The 18,281-nt window shown below is 69.3% G+C and carries 16 protein-coding genes; 8 read left to right on the plus strand and 8 right to left on the minus strand.

Translation table 11 applies throughout. The features are described from left to right. Positions 1-263: 263 nt before the first annotated feature. Positions 264-2,147: a ribonucleoside-diphosphate reductase subunit alpha gene (locus ACK4JY_RS09610; RefSeq protein ID WP_409605152.1), complete on the minus strand. Its 1,884-nt coding sequence runs from the start codon at positions 2,145-2,147 to the stop codon at positions 264-266. 278 nt (positions 2,148-2,425) lie between these two features. On the opposite strand from ACK4JY_RS09610, the gene ACK4JY_RS09615 reads away from it, so the two are divergent. Continuing rightward, positions 2,426-3,175, plus strand: a complete 750-nt coding sequence (locus ACK4JY_RS09615) for a phosphatase PAP2 family protein (RefSeq protein WP_409605079.1) — start codon at positions 2,426-2,428, stop codon at positions 3,173-3,175. 115 nt (positions 3,176-3,290) lie between these two features. Here ACK4JY_RS09615 and ACK4JY_RS09620 read toward each other — a convergent pair whose 3' ends face one another. Beyond that, positions 3,291-3,716 carry a hypothetical protein gene (locus tag ACK4JY_RS09620; RefSeq protein ID WP_409605081.1) on the minus strand — a complete coding sequence of 142 codons (426 nt, stop codon included), beginning with the start codon at positions 3,714-3,716 and terminating at the stop codon, positions 3,291-3,293. A gap of 109 nt (positions 3,717-3,825) precedes the next feature. Further along, complete coding sequence (locus ACK4JY_RS09625) at positions 3,826-4,554, minus strand: glycosyltransferase family 2 protein (RefSeq protein WP_409605083.1); 729 nt, start codon at positions 4,552-4,554, stop codon at positions 3,826-3,828. A 100-nt stretch (positions 4,555-4,654) separates the two neighbouring features. Here ACK4JY_RS09625 and ACK4JY_RS09630 point away from each other — a divergent pair, with 100 nt between their 5' ends. The 3 genes from ACK4JY_RS09630 to ACK4JY_RS09640 all read left to right on the plus strand — a co-directional run bounded on the left by ACK4JY_RS09630 (position 4,655) and on the right by ACK4JY_RS09640 (position 8,596). Further along, a complete protein-coding gene (locus ACK4JY_RS09630; RefSeq protein WP_409605085.1) occupies positions 4,655-6,328 on the plus strand; it encodes an ArnT family glycosyltransferase in 1,674 nt (557 codons plus the stop codon). Beyond that, entirely contained in the window at positions 6,325-7,242 is a 918-nt protein-coding gene (locus ACK4JY_RS09635) for a hydroxymethylglutaryl-CoA lyase (RefSeq protein ID WP_409605087.1), read from the plus strand. The genes ACK4JY_RS09630 and ACK4JY_RS09635 overlap by 4 nt, the downstream gene beginning before the upstream one ends. Before the next feature lie 79 nt (positions 7,243-7,321). Beyond that, a complete protein-coding gene (locus ACK4JY_RS09640; protein WP_409605089.1) occupies positions 7,322-8,596 on the plus strand; it encodes a hypothetical protein in 1,275 nt (424 codons plus the stop codon). A gap of 22 nt (positions 8,597-8,618) precedes the next feature. Here ACK4JY_RS09640 and ACK4JY_RS09645 read toward each other — a convergent pair whose 3' ends face one another. Further along, the gene (locus ACK4JY_RS09645; RefSeq protein WP_409605091.1) at positions 8,619-8,993 is read right to left on the minus strand and encodes an ammonium transporter; all 375 of its coding nucleotides are present in this window, start codon (positions 8,991-8,993) and stop codon (positions 8,619-8,621) included. Further along, positions 8,990-9,292: an autorepressor SdpR family transcription factor gene (locus tag ACK4JY_RS09650; protein ID WP_409605093.1), complete on the minus strand. Its 303-nt coding sequence runs from the start codon at positions 9,290-9,292 to the stop codon at positions 8,990-8,992. The genes ACK4JY_RS09645 and ACK4JY_RS09650 overlap by 4 nt, the downstream gene beginning before the upstream one ends. Positions 9,293-9,447: 155 nt before the next feature. Between ACK4JY_RS09650 and ACK4JY_RS09655 the strand changes: the two genes are divergently transcribed. The 3 genes from ACK4JY_RS09655 to ACK4JY_RS09665 are packed head-to-tail and all read left to right on the plus strand — an operon-like array spanning position 9,448 to position 10,881. Next, positions 9,448-10,041 carry a hypothetical protein gene (locus ACK4JY_RS09655; protein WP_409605095.1) on the plus strand — a complete coding sequence of 198 codons (594 nt, stop codon included), beginning with the start codon at positions 9,448-9,450 and terminating at the stop codon, positions 10,039-10,041. Next, the gene (locus tag ACK4JY_RS09660) at positions 10,041-10,358 is read left to right on the plus strand and encodes a hypothetical protein (RefSeq protein WP_409605097.1); all 318 of its coding nucleotides are present in this window, start codon (positions 10,041-10,043) and stop codon (positions 10,356-10,358) included. The genes ACK4JY_RS09655 and ACK4JY_RS09660 overlap by 1 nt, the downstream gene beginning before the upstream one ends. Before the next feature lie 28 nt (positions 10,359-10,386). Further along, on the plus strand, positions 10,387-10,881 hold the full coding sequence (locus tag ACK4JY_RS09665) for a hypothetical protein (RefSeq protein WP_409605098.1): 495 nt from the start codon (positions 10,387-10,389) through the stop codon (positions 10,879-10,881). Positions 10,882-10,933: 52 nt separating this feature from the next. On the opposite strand, the gene putA is transcribed toward ACK4JY_RS09665, so the two are convergent. Next, positions 10,934-14,092 carry a bifunctional proline dehydrogenase/L-glutamate gamma-semialdehyde dehydrogenase PutA gene (putA, locus tag ACK4JY_RS09670; protein WP_409605100.1) on the minus strand — a complete coding sequence of 1,053 codons (3,159 nt, stop codon included), beginning with the start codon at positions 14,090-14,092 and terminating at the stop codon, positions 10,934-10,936. A gap of 126 nt (positions 14,093-14,218) precedes the next feature. Here putA and ACK4JY_RS09675 point away from each other — a divergent pair, with 126 nt between their 5' ends. Next, the gene (locus tag ACK4JY_RS09675; RefSeq protein WP_409605102.1) at positions 14,219-15,304 is read left to right on the plus strand and encodes a glycosyltransferase family 4 protein; all 1,086 of its coding nucleotides are present in this window, start codon (positions 14,219-14,221) and stop codon (positions 15,302-15,304) included. A 181-nt stretch (positions 15,305-15,485) separates the two neighbouring features. Here ACK4JY_RS09675 and ACK4JY_RS09680 read toward each other — a convergent pair whose 3' ends face one another. Together ACK4JY_RS09680 and lpdA are read right to left on the minus strand one after the other, a co-directional pair. Continuing rightward, positions 15,486-16,547, minus strand: a complete 1,062-nt coding sequence (locus ACK4JY_RS09680) for a substrate-binding domain-containing protein (RefSeq protein WP_409605104.1) — start codon at positions 16,545-16,547, stop codon at positions 15,486-15,488. Between the two features lie 262 nt (positions 16,548-16,809). Then, the gene (lpdA, locus tag ACK4JY_RS09685; RefSeq protein WP_409605106.1) at positions 16,810-18,204 is read right to left on the minus strand and encodes a dihydrolipoyl dehydrogenase; all 1,395 of its coding nucleotides are present in this window, start codon (positions 18,202-18,204) and stop codon (positions 16,810-16,812) included. Positions 18,205-18,281: the final 77 nt, after the last annotated feature.

Here is an 18,281-nt window from a genome sequence, read left to right on the forward strand (position 1 = left end):
TGAAGAGAATTGACCTGCTGAACCCGACTATGGATTCGCGGATTGTCAGCACAGCGTCATGGGCTCACCTCTCCATTCGCGAAGGCGAATGGGGAGGACAGATCGGCGCGTCAGCGACGATCAGGTGGGGGCGGCGCCGACGGTGAGGGAGTCCGGCGCGAACCCACATCTGACGGAGCCGCCCCCTCCTGACCGCTTCGCGATCTGTCCTCCCCATCGGCCTTCGCCGACGGGGAGGTGAACGGCTGGCCGCCCTCTCTTTCCTACTGGCAGGCGAGGCACTCGTCGTAGTCGGTGCGGGCGGCGCTGAAGAGGTCGGGCTGGTTGACGTCGACCTCGACCTCGGCCTTGTTCTCGGCTCCGGCGAAGGCGGCGCGCTGCACCGATTTGGAGCGCAGGTAGTAGAGCGACTTCACGCCGGTCTCCCACGCGCGCCAGTGCAGCATGTGCAGGTCCCATTTGTCGACGTCGCCCGGGATGAACAGGTTGATCGACTGGGCCTGGCAGATTTCCGGCGCGCGGTCGGCGGCCAGTTCGACCACCCAGCGCTGGTCCAGCTCGAAGGCGGTCTTGAAGATGGCCTTCTCGTCCTCGTCGAGGACGTCGAGGTGCTGGACCGAGCCCTCGTGCTCGAGGATCGAGGACCAGATGATGTCGGTGTCGGCGCCGCGCGAGGCCAGCACCTTCTCGAGATAGGGGTTCTTGACCGCGAAGGAGCCCGACAGGGTCTTGTGGGTGTAGATATTGGCCGGGATCGGCTCGATGCCGGCGCTGGTGCCGCCGCAGATGATCGAGATCGAGGCGGTCGGGGCGATGGCCATCTTGTGGCTGAACCGCTCCATCACGCCGCGCTCGGCGGCGTCCTCGCACGGGCCCTTCTCCTCGGCCAGCAGGCGGCTGGCCTTGTCGGCCTCGCGGCGCAGGTGTTTGAACAGCCGCATGTTCCACGACTTGGCCATGGCCGATTCGAAGGCCACGCCCTGGGCCTGGAGGAAGGAGTGGAAGCCCATCAGGCCGAGGCCGACCGAGCGCTCGCGCTTGGCCGAATAGACGGCTGCGGCCATCGCCGGCGGGGCGCGGCGGATGAAGTCTTCCAGCACATTGTCGAGGAAGCGCATGACGTCCTCGACGAATTTCGGCTCCTCGCGCCATTCGAGGAAGGTCTCGGCATTGACCGAGGACAGGCAGCAGACGGCGGTGCGGTCGACGCCGAGGTGGTCGCGGCCGGTGTGCAGCATGATCTCGGCGCACAGGTTGGACTGTTTGACCGACAGGCCCAGCTCGCGCTGGTGCGGCGCCATCTGGCGGTTCACCGTATCGGAGAAGATCAGATAGGGCTCGCCGGTCTGCAGGCGGATCTCGAGGATCTTCTGCCACAGGGCGCGGGCGTCGACGGTCTTGAGAACCTCGCCGTCCTTGGGCGACTTGAGATCGAAGGTCTTGCCGTCACGGACCGCGAACATGAATTCGTCGGTGATGTTGATGCCGTGGTGCAGGTTCAGCGACTTGCGATTGAAGTCGCCCGACGGTTTGCGGATCTCGAGGAACTCCTCGATCTCGGGGTGGTGGACGTCGAGATAGACGGCCGCCGAACCGCGCCGCAGCGAGCCCTGGCTGATGGCGAGGGTCAGGGAGTCCATCACGCGAATGAAGGGGATGATGCCCGAGGTCTGGCCCGCGCCCTTGACCTTCTCGCCGATGGAGCGGACGCCGCCCCAGTAGGTGCCGATGCCGCCGCCGTTGGAGGCGAGGGAGACGTTCTCGTTCCAGACGCTCTGGATGCCGTCGAGGCTGTCGCCGACGGCGTTGAGGAAGCAGGAGATCGGCAGGCCGCGATCGGCGCCGCCGTTGGACAGCACCGGGGTGGCCGGCATGAACCACAGCTTCGACATATAGTCATAGACGCGCTGGGCATGGTCGGAGTCGTCGGCATAGGCCGTGGCGACCCGGGCGAACATGTCCTGGTAGGACTCGCCGGCCAGCAGGTAGCGGTCTTCCAGCGTCTTCTTGCCGAAATCGGTCAGCAGGTCGTCGCGCGACCGGTCCAACTGGATGGACGGAACCACCTTGAGCACGGGTCGATCAGCGCCGTCCGCGGCCGCAACCGACTGGAAATCCACTGTCTTCAACGCTTCGCCGCCGGCCATAATCGTCACTGCCCTGAACTGATATCGAATGAGATGTCCGCGCCGGTGACCACATCATCTAGTGGCCGAAGCGCTCCCCAAGCCCACATATAGCGCGCAGATGGCTAACCAACCGTCAACGGGGTTGACGATCACTTTGTGAGCGAATCGCCATCAAGACGGGGGATGAGCCTGTGGACAGGCCGCGACGACAGGATGACGGGGGCGTGACGCCGGTCGCCGGAACCGATCACGAACGCGTGAGGGGAACGTCCCGCAAGCGGGACCGTTTCGGGCCGATGACCTCCGATCAACTTGTCGCCTTCGCCCGCCGCGCGTTGCGCATCGCCCGCGCTGAAATCGCCGCCGTCAGCGCGCTGTTCATCGTCGCCCTGGGGGTGATGATCTTCGTCGAACTGGCCGACGACATGACCGAGGCCGACGGCCGGGCCTTCGACCAGTCGGTGCTGGACGCGCTGCGGCCCGGAGCCATGATTGATCCCTGGGGACCGGGCTGGCTGGAAGAGGCGGCCATGGATCTGACGGCGCTGGGCGGGATCGCCGTGCTGGGGCTGTTCGCCCTGGTGACGATCGGTTTCCTGTTCATGCAGCGCAAACGGCTGTCGGCCCTGTTGCTGGTCGTCGGCCTGGCCGGCGGGGTGGCGCTGAGCGAGGGGCTGAAGGCGGTGTTCGGGCGGGAACGGCCGCCCGAGGCGCTGCAGGCGGTCGAGACGCTGAACGCCAGCTTCCCCTCGGGCCACAGCCTGCTGTCGGCGGTCTTCTATCTGAGCATCGGGGTGATGCTGACCCGGGCGTTCCCGGAGCGGCATTTCAAGGCCTATGTCATGGGGGTGGCGGTGCTGCTGACCCTGATCGTCGGACTGACGCGGGTCTATCTGGCGGCGCACTGGGCGACCGACGTGCTGGCCGGATGGAGCGTCGGCGCGGCCTGGGCCATGGCGCTGTGGCTGGTCGCCTATGCGGTGCAGCGTCGCCAGTCGTCGCGGCCGCAGGAGCCGCATGTGTTGCCGGTGGATGAGGAGGGATGAGGGATTAGGGATGAGGGATGAGGGATTAGGTGGGGCGGGGTGACGAGAGGGACGGCGATGCTCCTGAGCATGCCCGGCGGCCAAGCCTCTCATCCCTCATCCCTCATCCCTGCCCTTACCCCGCCCCGAACTCCAGGTCCTTCCGCGCCGAGATGATGGTGACGATGAAGCCGGCGAGGACGTCGAGCATGACCATGGTGACGATCAGGAAGAAGGTCGAGGTGGCGAATCCCTTGATCAGCAGGAACTCGACCAGGCAGACCACGAACAGGATCATCGACAGGGCGTGATTGACGATGGCGACCTTCTGGCTGGAGGTCGATTTCAGCAGTTCGAAGAACAGCAGGATCAGGGCGAGGAACAGGATCATGTCGCCGACGCCGACGCTCCAGCCCGCTCCCGAGGCCATGGGGATGGTGAACAGGATGTCGCGCAGGCCGCTGTCCGTGCCGACGACGCCGGACGCGCCCATCAGGCCGGTCAGGACGACGATATTGTACAGCACCACCGGGATCACGAGCAGCGGCAGGGCGATCAGCATGGCTGGAGCTCCATCTTCAGGGGCGCGGACGGGCCGGTACGGCCGCGCTTGTTAACCCTGAATAGCGCCGATTGCGCCGCGCCGCCATGGTCGTGGCCCGGGGCCCGCGTCAGAGCTCGGTGACCGTCCCCGGCCGGCGCGAGCGCGACTTCAGCCACATCACGCCCAGCAGGTCCGACAGGGAGGCGACCAGCCGGCCCCAGTTGGTGTATTTCGACCGCCCGGTCTCGCGGTGTCGGTGATCGACCTCGAGATAGCGGTTCTCATAGCCCTCGCGGATCATCAGCGCCGGCAGGTAGCGGTGCAGGTGATCGAAATAGGGCAGGCGCAGGAAGACGTCGCGGCGGAAGGCCTTGAGGCCGCAGCCCGTGTCGTCGGCGTCGTCGGCCAGCAGCCGCTTGCGGATGCGGTTGGCCCACAGCGAGGCCTGGCGCTTGGCCCCGGAGTCCTGGCGTTTGGCGCGCACCCCGCCGACGAGGGCGACATTCGGCGGCGAGGCGATCAGCAGGTCGACGAGGCGGGGCGCGTCGGCCGGTGGGTTCTGGCCGTCGCCGTCGAGGGTGACGACGATCGGGGCGCGGGCGGCCAGCACCCCGGTTCGCACGGCGCGGCTCTGGCCGGCGTTGGCGCCGTGGCTGAGCACGCGCAGGGCCGGCAGCTCGGCCATCAGGGCGCGCAGCTCGGCCAGGGTGGCGTCCTTCGAGGCGTCGTCGACGAAGACCATTTCATAGGACCGGCCCGCGAAGGCGGCGGCGATGTCGCGGGCCAGGGGGCCGGCGGCGCCTTCCTCGTCATGCACGGGAACGACGACGGAGATGTCGGGGGTCGCTTCGATCATGCCGTCCTGTAGCGGGTTTCGCGACCGGGCGGGAGGCCCGCGCGGGGCGCGATGGAGGGGGCTATGACGCGGCGTGAAACGGCGTGATAGGAATGCGGCCATGATGCGCCCCGATCTCGACCGATTCATCGCCGGCTGGCGCGGACCGCTGCTGGCGGCCCTGGTGGCCCTGTTCGCCGGCCTGCCGGTGCTGATGCTGATGCCGCCGCTGGACCGCGACGAGAGCCGCTACGCCCAGGCCACGTCTCAGATGCTGGAGAGCGGCGACTATGTCGACATCCGCTTCCAGGACGATCCGCGCTGGAAGAAGCCGGTCGGCATCTACTGGATGCAGGCGGCGGCGGTGGCCGCGACCTCCAGCGTCGAGAACCGCGACATCCAGCCGTACCGCCTCCCCTCGCTGCTGGGGGCCATGCTGGCGGCGGCGGCCTGCGCCTGGGCCGGGGCGGCGATGTTCGGCCAGAGGGCCGGATTCCTCGCCGGGGCCATGCTGGGGGCGACCTTCCTGCTGTCGACCGAGGCGGGCATCGCCAAGACCGACGCCATGCTGTGCGCGGCGGTGACCATCGCCATGGCCGGGCTGGCGCGGATCTATCTGGCGACGCGGGCCGGGGAGAAACCGCGACGGCCGCACAAGCTGATGTTCTGGCTGGGCATCGGCCTGTCGATCCTGATCAAGGGGCCGATCGGCCTGATCGTGGTGGTTCCGGCCATACTGCTGCTGTCGCTGTGGGACCGCGACGTCAAATGGCTGGCGCGGCTGGGCTGGGGCTGGGGCCTGCCGCTGGTGGCCCTGATCGTCGGACCGTGGGCCATCGCCATCACCATCGCCACCGACGGCGGTTTCTGGCGCGAGGCCATCATCGGCGACCTGGCCCCCAAGATCGCCGGCGGCCACGAGAGCCATGGCGCGCCTCCGGGCTATTATCTGATCGGCGTGCTGCTGATGTTCTTCCCGCTGACCCTGATGCTGCCGGCGGCGGTGTCGACGGGCTGGAGCCGGCGGGCCGAGCCGGCGGTGCGGTTTCTCGTCTGCTGGCTGGTTCCGGCTTGGCTGATCTTCGAGCTGACGCCGACCAAGCTGGCCCACTACACCCTGCCGACCTATGGGGCCCTGGCCCTGCTGGCGGCGGCGGCGCTGACGCGGCCGATCGGGCCGGTCTCGCGTTATACAGGCGCCGGGCTGGCGCTGTTCGGCGGGCTGGTGATCGTGCTGCTGACCGTCTTCGGCCTGACCGAATACGGGCGGTCGACAGCCCAGACCTGGGCGACCATCACCATCGTCTTCGCGGCCCTGGCGGCGCTGATCGGGGCCTTCCTGCTGGTCCAGCGGGCGCCGACGGCGGCGGTGATCGTCTCCATCGCCCTGGGGCTGGTGGCCCATGCCGGACTGGCCGGGACGCTGCGCCAGCTGCGCCCGCTGGCCGTGGCGCCGCAGCTGCAGAAGGTGCTGGAGCAGGCCGACCTGCATCCGCGGCAGGGGCGGCCGGGACCGGTGGCGATCACCGGCTTCCATGAGCCGAGCTTCGTCTTCCTGACCGGGCGCGAGACCGAGCTGACCGACGCCGCCGGGGCGGCGCGGGCGCTGGCCGAGGGCCGGCCCGTGATCGTCGAGGCGCGCGACGCCGACGCCTTCAGCGCCGCCTCGGCCGAGCTGGGGGTGACCGGCCGGGCCGTCGGGGTGGTCAATGGCCACAACTATTCGCGCGGCGACGACGTCAGCCTGACGGTCTATGCGCCGTCGGGGAGCGCGGCCGCCGGAGCCCGACCGTGAGGCGGGCGATTACCATCGTCGAGGTCGGGCCGCGCGACGGGCTGCAGAACGAGAAGGCGGTGCTCGAACCCGCCGTCCGCGCCGATCTGGTGCAAAGGCTGGAGGCGGCGGGGGCGCGGCGCATCGAGGCGGTCAGCTTCGTCCATCCCAAATACGTGCCGCAGATGGCCGGGGCCGAAGAGGTCATGGCCGCCCTGCCCCATCAGGCCGGACGCAGCCGCATCGGCCTGGTGCTGAACGGCAAGGGCTACGACCGGGCGCTGGGGACCAGTGTCGACGAGGTCAATGTGGCGATGTCGGCGACCGACGGCTTCGGGCTGAAGAACCAGGGCATGGGCGTCGACCAGCAGGTGTCGATGCTGTCGGACATCCTGACGGGGCGGGCGAACTCGGAGGGCGGCGCGGGGGCCGGGCCGGCGCTGTCGGCGACCCTGTCGTGCGTCTGGGGCTGTCCGTTCGACGGCGAGGTGTCCGACGACCAGGTCGCCGATCTGGTCGGACGGATCGCGGCGCTGGGGGTGAAGGAGATCGCCCTGGCCGACACCATCGGGGTCGGCGATCCGTGGAGCGTGACACGCAAGGTCGAGGCGGCGCGCAAGGCGGCGCCCGAGGCGGCGCTGCGGCTGCATTTCCACGACACGCGCAACACCGGGCTGGCGAATGCGTACGCCGGCGTCGAGGCGGGGGTCGACGTGCTGGACGCCTCGGTCGGCGGCATCGGCGGCTGTCCGTTCGCGCCGGGAGCCACCGGCAATATCGCCACCGAGGACCTGGTCTATATGCTGGAGCGGGCCGGGTTTTCGACCGGCTATGACCTCGACGCCCTGATCGACACGGCCCGCTGGATCGGCGGCCTGATCGGCCGCCCGGCCCCGAGCGCCCTGAGCCGGGCGGGGGGATGGCCGAGGGGCTGAGCCGGCCGCCGAGATCCCGGGCCTCGACCTTGCCTTGATCCCCTCGTTGGTCTGATCTGGTGTCAACGGAGGATCGACCATGCTGACCAGACGACGTTTCGGCGCCCTGTGCGCGGCGGTTCCCGCGATCGGTCTGGCCGGCGGCGTCCGCGCTCAGGTCCCGCTGGGCGTGGTCCAGCGGCTGGAGGTCGAGGGCCGGTATCTGCCGCAGTACCTCGATCTGAAGGCTAGGGCGGCGGCCGGCGAGGAGGCGGCGCGCTGGCAACTGAGCCAGTATGCGTCCTTCCTCGGCGACGAGGAGACCGCGATCGGCTCGGTGGCGCGGCCCCGTCGGCCGGACGCGGCCCTGCCCGACCTGAGCGACGCCTCCGCGTCCGATGCGCTGGACGCTATCGCTGAAGCGGCCGCCGGCCGACGCATTGTCATCCTGAACGAAGCCCACAACCACTCGCGCCATCGGGCCTTCGCCGCCCGGGTGATGCGTCGGCTGCGCCCGATGGGGTTCGACTGGTTCGCCGCGGAGGCCTTTGCACCGCTCCAGCCCGCGCCCGCGCCCCGGATCGGCGACTACCGGCCGGGCATGCCCTTCCTGCGGACCTACGGCTACTATTCGCGCGACCCCGTCCTCGCCGAAACGGTGCGGGAAGCCGCCCGGCTCGGCTATCGCTTCGCCGATTACGAGTTCCGCCACGATCAGCGCGGACCGGACGGGATCGACATGGACGCGCGAACGGCCCTGCGCGAGGAGGCCCAGGCGGAGAATCTGATCGCCAATGTTCTCGCCCCGCATCCCGAGGCGCGGGTGTTCGTCTATTGCGGCTACAGCCACCTGATGGAGGCCCCGACCGATCATGGCGAATGGTTCGCCTCCCGACTGAAACGCAAGACCGGGATCGACCCGCTGACGATCGAGCAGGCCTATTGCGCGCCCGGACTGCGCCCCGAGGACGACGAACCCCACGTCGCCGCGGTGCAGGCCGCCTTCGCGCCGGATCGGCCGATCATCGTCCGACGCGCGGACGGTTCCGTTGTCGGCATGCCCCTGACCGAGCCGCAGACCGACCTGTCCGTGTTTCATCCGCGGCTGGACTCCGTCCGTGGCCGTCCTGAGTGGCTGACCGCCGATCCGGCGCGGCGGCTGGTCGAGGTGGATGTGCCGGCGTTCGAGGGGCCCGGCCTGCTTCAGGCCCTGTGGCGGAGCGAAGGAGCCGCAGGCGTTCCGGCCGACCAGTTCCTGCTGACGCCCGGCCAGTCGCGGGCGACACTGGCGCTGCACCCCGGCCGCTATGTCCTGCGGCTGGAGCGGCCGGACGGGTTCGATTCCGCCTATGGGGAGATCGAGGTCGCCGCCTGAGCCGGTTCCGCCGATCGGCCTCTCAGGCCGGCCTCGCCCGGCCCCGCAGCCAGAAGCCGTAGCCGAACGTCACGGCCATCCCGAGGATGATCGCGCCGCAGCCGCCGATCAGCGCGACCTGGAAGGGGGCGAAGGCCCACAGGGCGGCGTAGACGAGGCCGCTGAGGGCCATGGACCAGCCGGCGACCCGCCGCGCCTCACGGCCGCAGGCGCTGGGCACAAAGGTCTTGGGCAGGCGGTTGCCCTGCCAGGCGATCATAAGTCCGGTCGCGCCCAGCACGATCCGGTTGACCATGTCCGCGTCGATATAGCCCTCGCGGCGGGCGAAGCTGTCGGCGAGGGCGAGGGCGACGATGCCGCCGCCCCAGGCGAGATTGCCGATCAGATCCCGGTTCATTTGGCTGTCTCCTTGCTGGGTCCGGCCTCGGGCGTCTCCGCGCCGAGGCCGACGGAATGGACGAAGCCCAGCAGCGCGTCCTCGAGCACCGTGAGCTTCAGGTGATAGATGACCGACTTTCCGGCCTTTTCGGCGTGGACGAGGTCGGCCTCCTTCAGCACCGCGAAATGCGCCGACATGGTCGGCTTCGAGACGTCGAAGCGGTCGCTGAGCTCGCCCGCGCTCAGGGGGCCCGCGCGCAGCAGCTGAAGCACGCGGCGGCGGGTCGGGTCGGAAAGGGCTTTGAAGACCGAGCTCACAGTGTGATGATTAGCTAATCGTCGAAATGAGTCAAGCGAAGATGTCGCGGGGCCGTCGCGGCGCCGTTTTCAGCGTTTGCTCAGGGTTTGCTCATGCCGCTCACCCGGCCGGCGGCGCAGGTTGGGGCCTCACGCAATCATCGAGGCAGGGCGAAATGACGGGTAATCTGGCGACCACCGGGACGGGACTGGACCGGATGTTGAGGACGCTGTTCTGGGGCGGGGCGGCCGCGCTGTGGCTGGCGCCGTTGGCGGCGCAGCAGTTTGTCGACGGCATGGACTGGAGCGTGTTGGACTTCGTCATCTGGGGCGTGATGCTGCTGATCGCCGCGGGGGTCTGCGAACTGGCGCTGCGGGCGACCGGCGACCTCGCCTACCGGGCCGGGGTGGTGGTCGCGGTCGGGGCGGGCTTCCTGCTGGTCTGGGTCAATCTGGCGGTCGGGATCATCGGCGGCGAGGACGATCCGGCCAATCTGATGTTCTTCGGCATCCTCGCCGCCGGCGTCATCGGCGGCTTAGCGGCGGACTTCCGGGCGCGCGGGATGGCGCGGGCGCTGCTGGCCATGGCGGTGCTGCAGGGCCTCGCCGGCGCGGCGGCCCTGGCCGCCGGCTGGGGCGCGGGCAGCGAGAACTGGCCGCAGGTCATCTATGTCATGACCGGCTTCTTCGGCGGGCTGTGGCTGTTGTCGGCCTGGCTGTTCCGCAAGGCGGCGCGCCATCCGGCGGCGGTGAAGGGGGCGGACCGGTGATGGCGGCGGCCGGAAGGGATCGGGTAGCGCTGACCCGCAGCCAGCTGGTCGAGGAGCCGCTGGGCGGCCGGACCTGGCGCGGAGCCCTGACCAACCTCGGCGACCGGCTGTACACCGGGCTGACGGTGGAAATCCGCTTCGTCGATCGTGACGGCCGGGCGGCGGGCGGTCTGAGCGGGCGAGCCGAGCGGCTGGCCCCGGGCTCCGGGCTGGAGCTGCAATCGCGGCTGCGGGCCGGGGCGGCGGGGTTGCGGATCGGGACGCTGCGGTGGGCGGCGGAGGGGGAGCGGGGGGAGACGGACCCATGGGAGGTTTAGGGTCGGGCGCCGCATGGCTCGCGCTGCCATGAGATGGAATTCAATCCTCAAAACGACGGCGATATTCGCTGCTGCAGGCCCTCTTGTTGGACTGCTCCTGATCGGGGGGCTGCCGATCCTGTGGCTGTCTTTGATGCTCGGCGGCATACCCGTTCTGGCGGCGTACGTACTTGGGCTGGGTCCCGCCATCTTCACGGGGTTGCTTGTCGCGATCCAGGCTCGGACGCGCAACGTCTGGCTCTACTGGCTCACGGCTGTGGGTTCAGGGGCTCTGACCTCTGCTGCGTTCGCTATCGTGGTATGGGGAGCCCCAGAGGCTGCTTTACGTATTGCTTGCATCGGCACCGGGGCAGCCTTCGTCTGCGCGCTGATCGCTATGGGTCCAGCAGGGCTCGGGCCTGCAATCCCGCCACAAGTGGCGGCGATGACGCGAGGCTGGGACGCTTCGGCCGGCTTTTTCGCCGCCTTCGGCGCCGTCTACGTTTTCCTGGCTTGCCGCCTGGGCTTGATGATTTTTAGCTAGGTTCCAGGGCCCTCCTCCCGTTGCGGTCGTACACTCCGCCCCGTCCGGCCCCCTACAGGTTCAGCAACGCCGGGTCTCCGCCCTGGGCGGCGATGTTGTTGCTGATGGCCTTTTCGGAGGCGTAGCGGATCAGGCTGTAGGGGCCGCCGGCCTTGGGGCCGGTGCCGCTGAGGCCCTCGCCGCCGAACGGCTGGACGCCGACCACCGCGCCGGTGATCGAGCGGTTGATATAGACATTGCCGGCCGGCACCAGGCGGACGACCTGGGCGGCGAAGGCCTCGATGCGGCTGTGCACGCCCAGCGTCAGGCCGTAGCCGCGCGCGGCCAGCTTGCCGGCGACCGAGGCCAGGTCCTTCGGATCGTAGCGGTAGATGTGCAGGATCGGGCCGAAGACCTCCCGTTCGAGGAAGTCCGGGGTCGGGATCTCGGCCAGGGTCGGGGCGAAATAGTCGCCCGGGCCGGCGCCGGCGTTGGCGCTGTCGGACAGGGTGGCGCGGGCGAGAACCTTCGCTTCCTTCTCCAGCCGGGCGAGGTGGGCCTCGAGATTCTCCCGCGACTCGGCGTCGATGACCGGGCCGATGTCGGTGGCGGGGTCGGCGGGGTCGCCGACGACCTGGACGGCGAGGGCGCCCTTGAGCCCCTCGATCAGCCCCTCGGCCGAGTCCTTCGGCACATAGAGGATGCGCAGGGCCGAGCAGCGCTGGCCGGCGCTGCCGAAGGCCGACAGGACGACGTCGTCCAGCACCTGTTCGCGCAGGGCGGTGGTGTCGACGAACATGGCGTTGAGGCCGCCGGTCTCGGCGATGAAGGGGATGATCGCCCCTTCGCGTTTGGCGATGGCGGTGTTGATGGCGCGGGCGGTGTCGGTGCCGCCGGTGAAGGCGACGCCGTCGATGCCCGGGTGCGAGACGAGGGCGGCGCCGACGGTCTCGCCCCGACCGGGGACGAGGGCCAGCAGGTCGGGCTTGAGCCCGGCCTTGTGGAACAGGCGAACCGCCTCGGCGGCGACCAGCGGGGTCTGTTCGGCCGGCTTGGCCAGCACGGCGTTGCCGGCGGCGAGGGCGGCGGCGATCTGGCCGGTGAAGATGGCCAGCGGGAAATTCCACGGGCTGATACAGGCGAAGACGCCGCGGCCGTGCAGGACCAGCTGGTTGGTCTCGCCGACCGGCCCGGTCAGGGTCTCGGGGCCGCCGAAGTCGCGTTCGGCCAGCATGGCGTAGTAGCGGCAGAAGTCGGCCGCCTCGCGCACCTCGGCGACGCCGTCGTTGAGGGTCTTGCCGGCCTCGCGGGCCAGCAGGGCGACGAAGCGGTCCATGTCCGCCTCCAGCGCATCGGCCATGCAGCGCAGCACGATGGCGCGGGCGGCGCCGCCGGCGTCGTCCCAGACGACTTGGGCGCGGGCCGCCAGTTCGATGGCCTGATGGATCTCGGACTCGGTCGCCTCGGAGACATAGCCGAGCACGTCCTCGCGATCGGACGGGCTGGTCACGTCGGTCGGGTTCTGGCCGGCGCGCAGCACGCCGCTGACGATCGGGCCCGAGTTGAGCTTTTCGCGGTCGATCAGGTCGAGGGCGACGGCGTGGCGCTCGCGCTGGTCGAGCTGGCTGTAGTCGCGGCCGAGGGAGTTGAGGCGATTGCCGTACATGTGCTGGGGGACCGGAATCTTGGGGTGGGGGCCGGGCTGGCTTTCGAGGGCGGCGACGGGGTCGAAGGCGACGGTCGAGGCGGGGACGCGCTCGTCCAGCAGGGCGTGGACGAATGAGGAGTTGGCTCCGTTCTCGAGCAGGCGGCGGACGAGATAGGGCAGCAGCTCCTCATGGCCGCCGACCGGGGCGTAGGCGCGGATGGTCAGTTTTTCGTCGGACCAGGCGGCCTCGGCGGCGTCGTAGAGAGGCTCGCCCATGCCGTGCAGGCGCTGGAATTCGATGGCGACCCCGGCCTCCTTCGCCATGCGGTGCACGGCGGCGAGGGAGACGGCGTTGTGGGTGGCGAACTGGCCGTACAGGTGCGGCGCCGCGTCGATGATGGCCTGGGCGCTGACCAGATAGTTGACGTCGGTGGCGACCTTGGTGGTGAAGACCGGATAGTCGGGCCGGCCCATGACCTGGGCGCGCTTGATCTCGGTGTCCCAATAGGCGCCCTTGACCAGCCGGACCATGATGCGGCGGCGGGAGGCGCGGGCGAGGTCGGCGACGCGGGCGATGACCTCGGGGGCGCGCTTCTGATAGGCTTGGACGGCGAGGCCGAGGCCCTTCCACTCGCCCAGCTCGGGGTCGTGGGCGAGGGCGTCCAGCAGCTTTAGCGACAGGGCGAGGCGGTCGGACTCCTCGGCGTCCATGCAGAAATTGATGTCATATTTCGCGGCGATGAGGGCCAGCCGCTTCACGCGCGGATACAGCTCGTCCCAGACGCGCGGCTCGTGCGTCGCCTCATAGCGGGGCGACAGGGCCGACAGCTTGACCGAGACGCCGTGGCCGGTCTGGGGCCCGCGCATCTCCGGCGTGTCGCGACGGATCTTGCCGACGGCCTCGATGGCCTCGGCGTAGACCACCTCATAGCGTTCGGCGTCGGCGGTGGTCCGGGCGCCCTCCCCCAGCATGTCGAAACTGCACAGCCAGCCCTCGCGGGCCGAGCGCTTCAGCGCCCCGTTGATGGTGCGGCCGACGACGAACTGCTCGCCCATCATGCGCACGGCGGCGGCGACGGCCTGGCGGATGACCGGCTCGCCGACGCGGCCGGCGACGCGGCGCAGGAAGCCGGGCAGGTCGCGCTTGGCGTCCTCGTCGACGTCGACCAGCTTGCCGGTCAGCATAAGCCCCCAGGTCGAGGCGTTGACGAACAGACTGTCGGACTGGCCGAGGTGTTTGGCCCAGTCGGCCGAGCCGATCTTTTCGGCGATCAGCTTGTCGCGGGTGTCCTCGTCGGGGATGCGCAGCAGGGCCTCGGCCATGCACATCAGGGCCAGGCCCTCGCGGGTGCCGAGGCTGAATTCCTGCAGGAAGCTTTCGACCACGCCCTGGCGCTGGTTGCTGCGCCGGGCCCGTTCGACCAGGTCGATCGCCTCGCGCACCACCGTCTCGCGGCCGTCCGGCGTCAGCGGGACGCGGCCCAGAATGGCCCGCACGGCGGCGGTCTCGTCGGCGAATTTGCCGTGGTCGAGGGTGTCCCAGTCCTGCGAGAGGGCCGGGGCGGAGGAAGCGATCGTGGTCATGATCGGCCCCCTACACCTTTCCTTACGGGAAAGGGAGAGAGCTTGTGCCGCGTCCCGATGTCTCGCCAACCGGCGCGCGAGGCGCTAGAGGTTTTGCCCGATCAACGGCGGAGCCACCCGGCCCACATGCGCATCGTTCTGGCCACCGACGCCTGGGAGCCCCAGGTCAACGGCGTCGTCCGCACCCTGACCCGGACCATCGCCGAATGCCGCGGCATGGGCCATGAGGTCGAGGTCATCGAACCCAGCCAGTTCAAGACCATCCCCTGCCCCACCTATCCGGAGATCCGGCTGGCGCTGGGGGCCGAGGAGGAGATCCGCGAACGGCTGCGCGCCTTCGAGCCGGAGGCGGTGCATATCGCCACCGAAGGGCCGATCGGCATCGCCACGCGGCGCATCTGCGTCGAGTGGAAACTGCCGTTCACGACCAGCTACCACACCAAATTCCCCGAGTATGTCTCGGCCCGGTTCCCGATCCCGGTGCAGGTCGGCTACGCCTATATGAAGTGGTTCCACAAGCCGTCGGGCCGGCTGATGGTGGCCACGCCGACGCTGCGCGACGAGCTGCTGGCGCACGGCTTCCGCAATGTGTCGCCGTGGTCGCGCGGCGTCGACACCATCCAGTTCAATCCCGATCTCGAGCGCATCTATGACGAGCTCGGCGGCGAGGACTGGCCGCGGCCGTTCTGGCTCAATGTCGGCCGGGTGGCGGTCGAGAAGAACATCGAATCCTTCCTCAAGACCGACCTGCCGGGCACCAAGATCGTCGTCGGCGACGGGCCGGCGCGGGCCGAGCTGCAGGAGAAATATCCGGAGGCGAAATTCCTCGGAGCGCGGTTTGGCGAGGAGCTGGCGCGTTGCTTCCGCGACGCCGACGTCTTCGTCTTCCCCAGCTGGACCGACACCTTCGGCCTGGTGATCCTCGAGGCCATGGCCACGGGCACGCCGGTGGCGGCCTATCCGGCGCACGGGCCGATCGACATCATCCCGGGCTCGAACGCCGGGGCCATCGACAAGGACCTGCGGGTGGCCTGTATGGCGGCGCTGGAATGCGACCGGACGGCGGTGCGGGCCTATGCCGAAAAGTTCAGCTGGCGCGCCTCGGCCGAGCAGTTCGTCGAGAACCTGCAGCCCTATCCCGAGCCCGAGCGCGGCCGCTTCTGGCGACGGCTGCGGCGCATCGCCCGGCTGCGCAAGAAGGTCGCGGCGTAGGCTCACCTCTCCGTTCGCGAAGGCGAATGGGGAGGACGGTCGACGCGAAGCGGCGACCCGGAGGGGGCGGCGCCGGCGTCGGCCAGCCCGGCGCCAATCCCCGATCACCGAGCCGCCCCCTCCTGATCGCTCCGCGATCTGTCCTCCCCATCGGCCTTCGCCGACGGGGAGGTGATGCGGGCTATTCCGGGCTGGTCATCGAGGTCATCGCCGTGGCGATGGCGCGCTGGGCGGCCAGTTCGTCGGCGGGCAGCGGCACCAGGCCGCGGTCCTGCAGATAGCCGCCGCGGCCGGCCGAGGCTTCCGACATATATTCCATGACGAACTCCTTCACGCCCGGGATCACGCCGATGTGGGCCTTCTTGACGTAGATGAACATCGAGCGGGAGATCGGATATTCGCCGGAGGCGATGGTCTCGAGCGTCGGCATGACGCCATTGACGCTGTGCGCCTTCACCGAGTCGGAGTTCTGCTCGAGGAAGGAATAGCCGAAGGCGCCGGTCGAGCCGGGGGTGCGGGTCAGGGTCTGGACGATGGCGTTGTCGTTCTCGCCCGAGTCGATCCAGCCGCCGTCCTCACGCAGGGTGTGGGCGATGGCCTCGAACCGGTCGGGGTCACTCTCGGCCATGGCGGCCAGCGCCGGGATGGCCTTGGCCGACGGGGCCATGGCCAGTTCGATCCAGGAGTCGCGCGTGCCGGAGGTCGGCGGCGGGCCGTAGACCATGATGCGGGTGGCCGGCAGGCCGGGATTGACCTGGTTCCAGGTGGTGTTCGGATTGGCGACGAAGGTGCCGTTCGGTCCCGGCACCTGCTTGGCCAGGGCGAGGTAGAGGTCGTCGCCGGTGAAGCCGTAGTCCGGCGCGTCGAGGGCTGTGGCGATAACCAGGCCGTCATAGCCGATCTTCAGTTCGACGATGTCGGTGACGCCGTTCGCCTGGCACATCTCGAACTCGGACTTCTTCATCCGGCGCGAGGCGTTGGCGATGTCCGGGGTGTTCGATCCGACGCCGCGGCAGAAGGCCTGGATGCCGCCGCCGGTGCCCAGCGATTCGACGCGCGGCGCGGCGCCGCCCGAGGTGCGGGCGAAATTCTCGGCCACGCGCGTGGTGAAGGGGAAGACGGTCGAGGAGCCGGCGGCCCAGACCCCGGCGCGTTCGCCCTGGGCGCCGCCCGAATTCTCGCCACAGGCGCCGAGGGCGAGCAGGGCGATGGCTGAGGCGGCGGCGAGAAGCGTGCGGGCCATGATCGGTCTCCGAGGTTCAGGGGGTTAGACCAGAGCTTTGTGACGGTTGGACGAAGGAGAGGAGCGAGGGGGGAGGGGCGAGGGATGAGGGATTAGGGATTAGGGATGAGAGATGAGAGGCAGGGTCCAGGATCGAGGGTCGAGGGTCGAGGATAGAGACGAAGGCGCCGAGACGGCCGCTCCGCCTAATCCCTCATCCCTCATCCCTCATCCCTAATCCCTAATCCCTAATCCCTAATCCCTAATCCCTAATCCCTAATCCCTAGATATGGATCGCATGCCCCAGGGCCCGCAGCGACGCCTCGTGGAAGGCCTCGCCCATGGTCGGGTGGACGTGGATGGTCCCGGCGACGTCTTCCAGCACCGCGCCCATCTCCAGCATCTGGGCGAAGCTGTTGGACAGTTCGGAGACGTGCTGGCCGACCGCCTGGACGCCGAGCAGGCGGTGGTCGGTCTTTGACGCCAGCACCCGGACGAAGCCGCCGTCGTCGCCGGCCTCGATGGCGAGGGCGCGGCCGATGGCCATCAGCGGGAAGACCGCGGTGATGACGTCGTCGCGGCCGTCGACGTCCTGCGGGCCGAGGCCGGCGGAGACGATCTCGGGCTCGGTGAAACAGACGGCGGCGATGGTCACGGGATCAAAGCGTTTGTCGTGACCCGCGATGATCTCGGCGACGATCTCGCCCTGGGCGCTGCCCTTGTGGGCCAGCATCGGTTCGCCGGTCAGGTCGCCGACGGCCCAGACGTTCTTCATGCTGGTGGCGCAACGGTCGTCGATCTTGACGAACGGCCCGGCCATGGCCACGGCCATGTTCTCGAGGCCCCAGCCCTGTGTGCGCGGCTTGCGGCCGACCGTGACGAGCACCTTGTCGGCCTTGAGCTTGAGCGCCTGGCCGTCCTTGGTGGTGACGTCGAGCTGGCCCTTTTCGAAGGTGCCCGCCTTGGCGCCGAGGTGCAGTTCGACGCCGTGCGTCTCCAGCCATTTGCGCACCGGATCGGTCAGGGCCTTGTCGTAGAGCGGCAGCAGACGGTCGGCCATTTCGACGATGGCGACCTCGGCCCCCAGCTTGCGGAAGGCGATGCCGAGCTCCAGCCCGATATAGCCGCCGCCGACCACGACCAGCTTGCCGGGGACCGTGTCCAGCGACAGGGCCTCGGTCGAGGACAGGACGTCGCCGCCGAACGGCAGGAAGGGCAGCTCCACCGGGTCCGAACCCGTGGCGAGGATGACGTGTTCGGCGGTGATCGTGATGTCGCCGTCAGCGGTCTTCACCGTGCAGGTGCGGGCGTCGGAGAAGGTCGCCCAGCCGTTGATGACCTTGACCTTCGCCTTTTTCAGCAGGCCGGCGACGCCGGTGTTCAGTTTGCGGACGATGCCGTCCTTCCAGGCCACGGTGGCCTTCAGGTCGATGGCGGCCTTGCTGGCGGTTATGCCCAGCGTGCCGCCGTCGGCCGCCTTGGCCACCGTCTCGAACTTCGACGCCGCGTGGATGATCGCCTTGGAAGGGATGCAGCCGACGTTGAGGCAGGTGCCGCCGAGGCCGTCGCCGCCATCGACCAGCACCGTGTCGAGCCCGAGCTGGCCGCAGCGGATGCCGGCGACATAGCCGCCGGTGCCGGCGCCGATGATCAGGACTTTGGTGGAGATCTGCTGCATTTCACTCACTCGCCAGTCTGACCCCTCTCCCTGAGGGAGAGGGAGGGGCCCGCCCGGCGCCGCCGGGTGGGAGGGTG

The organism is Brevundimonas sp., assembly GCF_046295595.1.
Lineage (GTDB): Bacteria > Pseudomonadota > Alphaproteobacteria > Caulobacterales > Caulobacteraceae > Brevundimonas.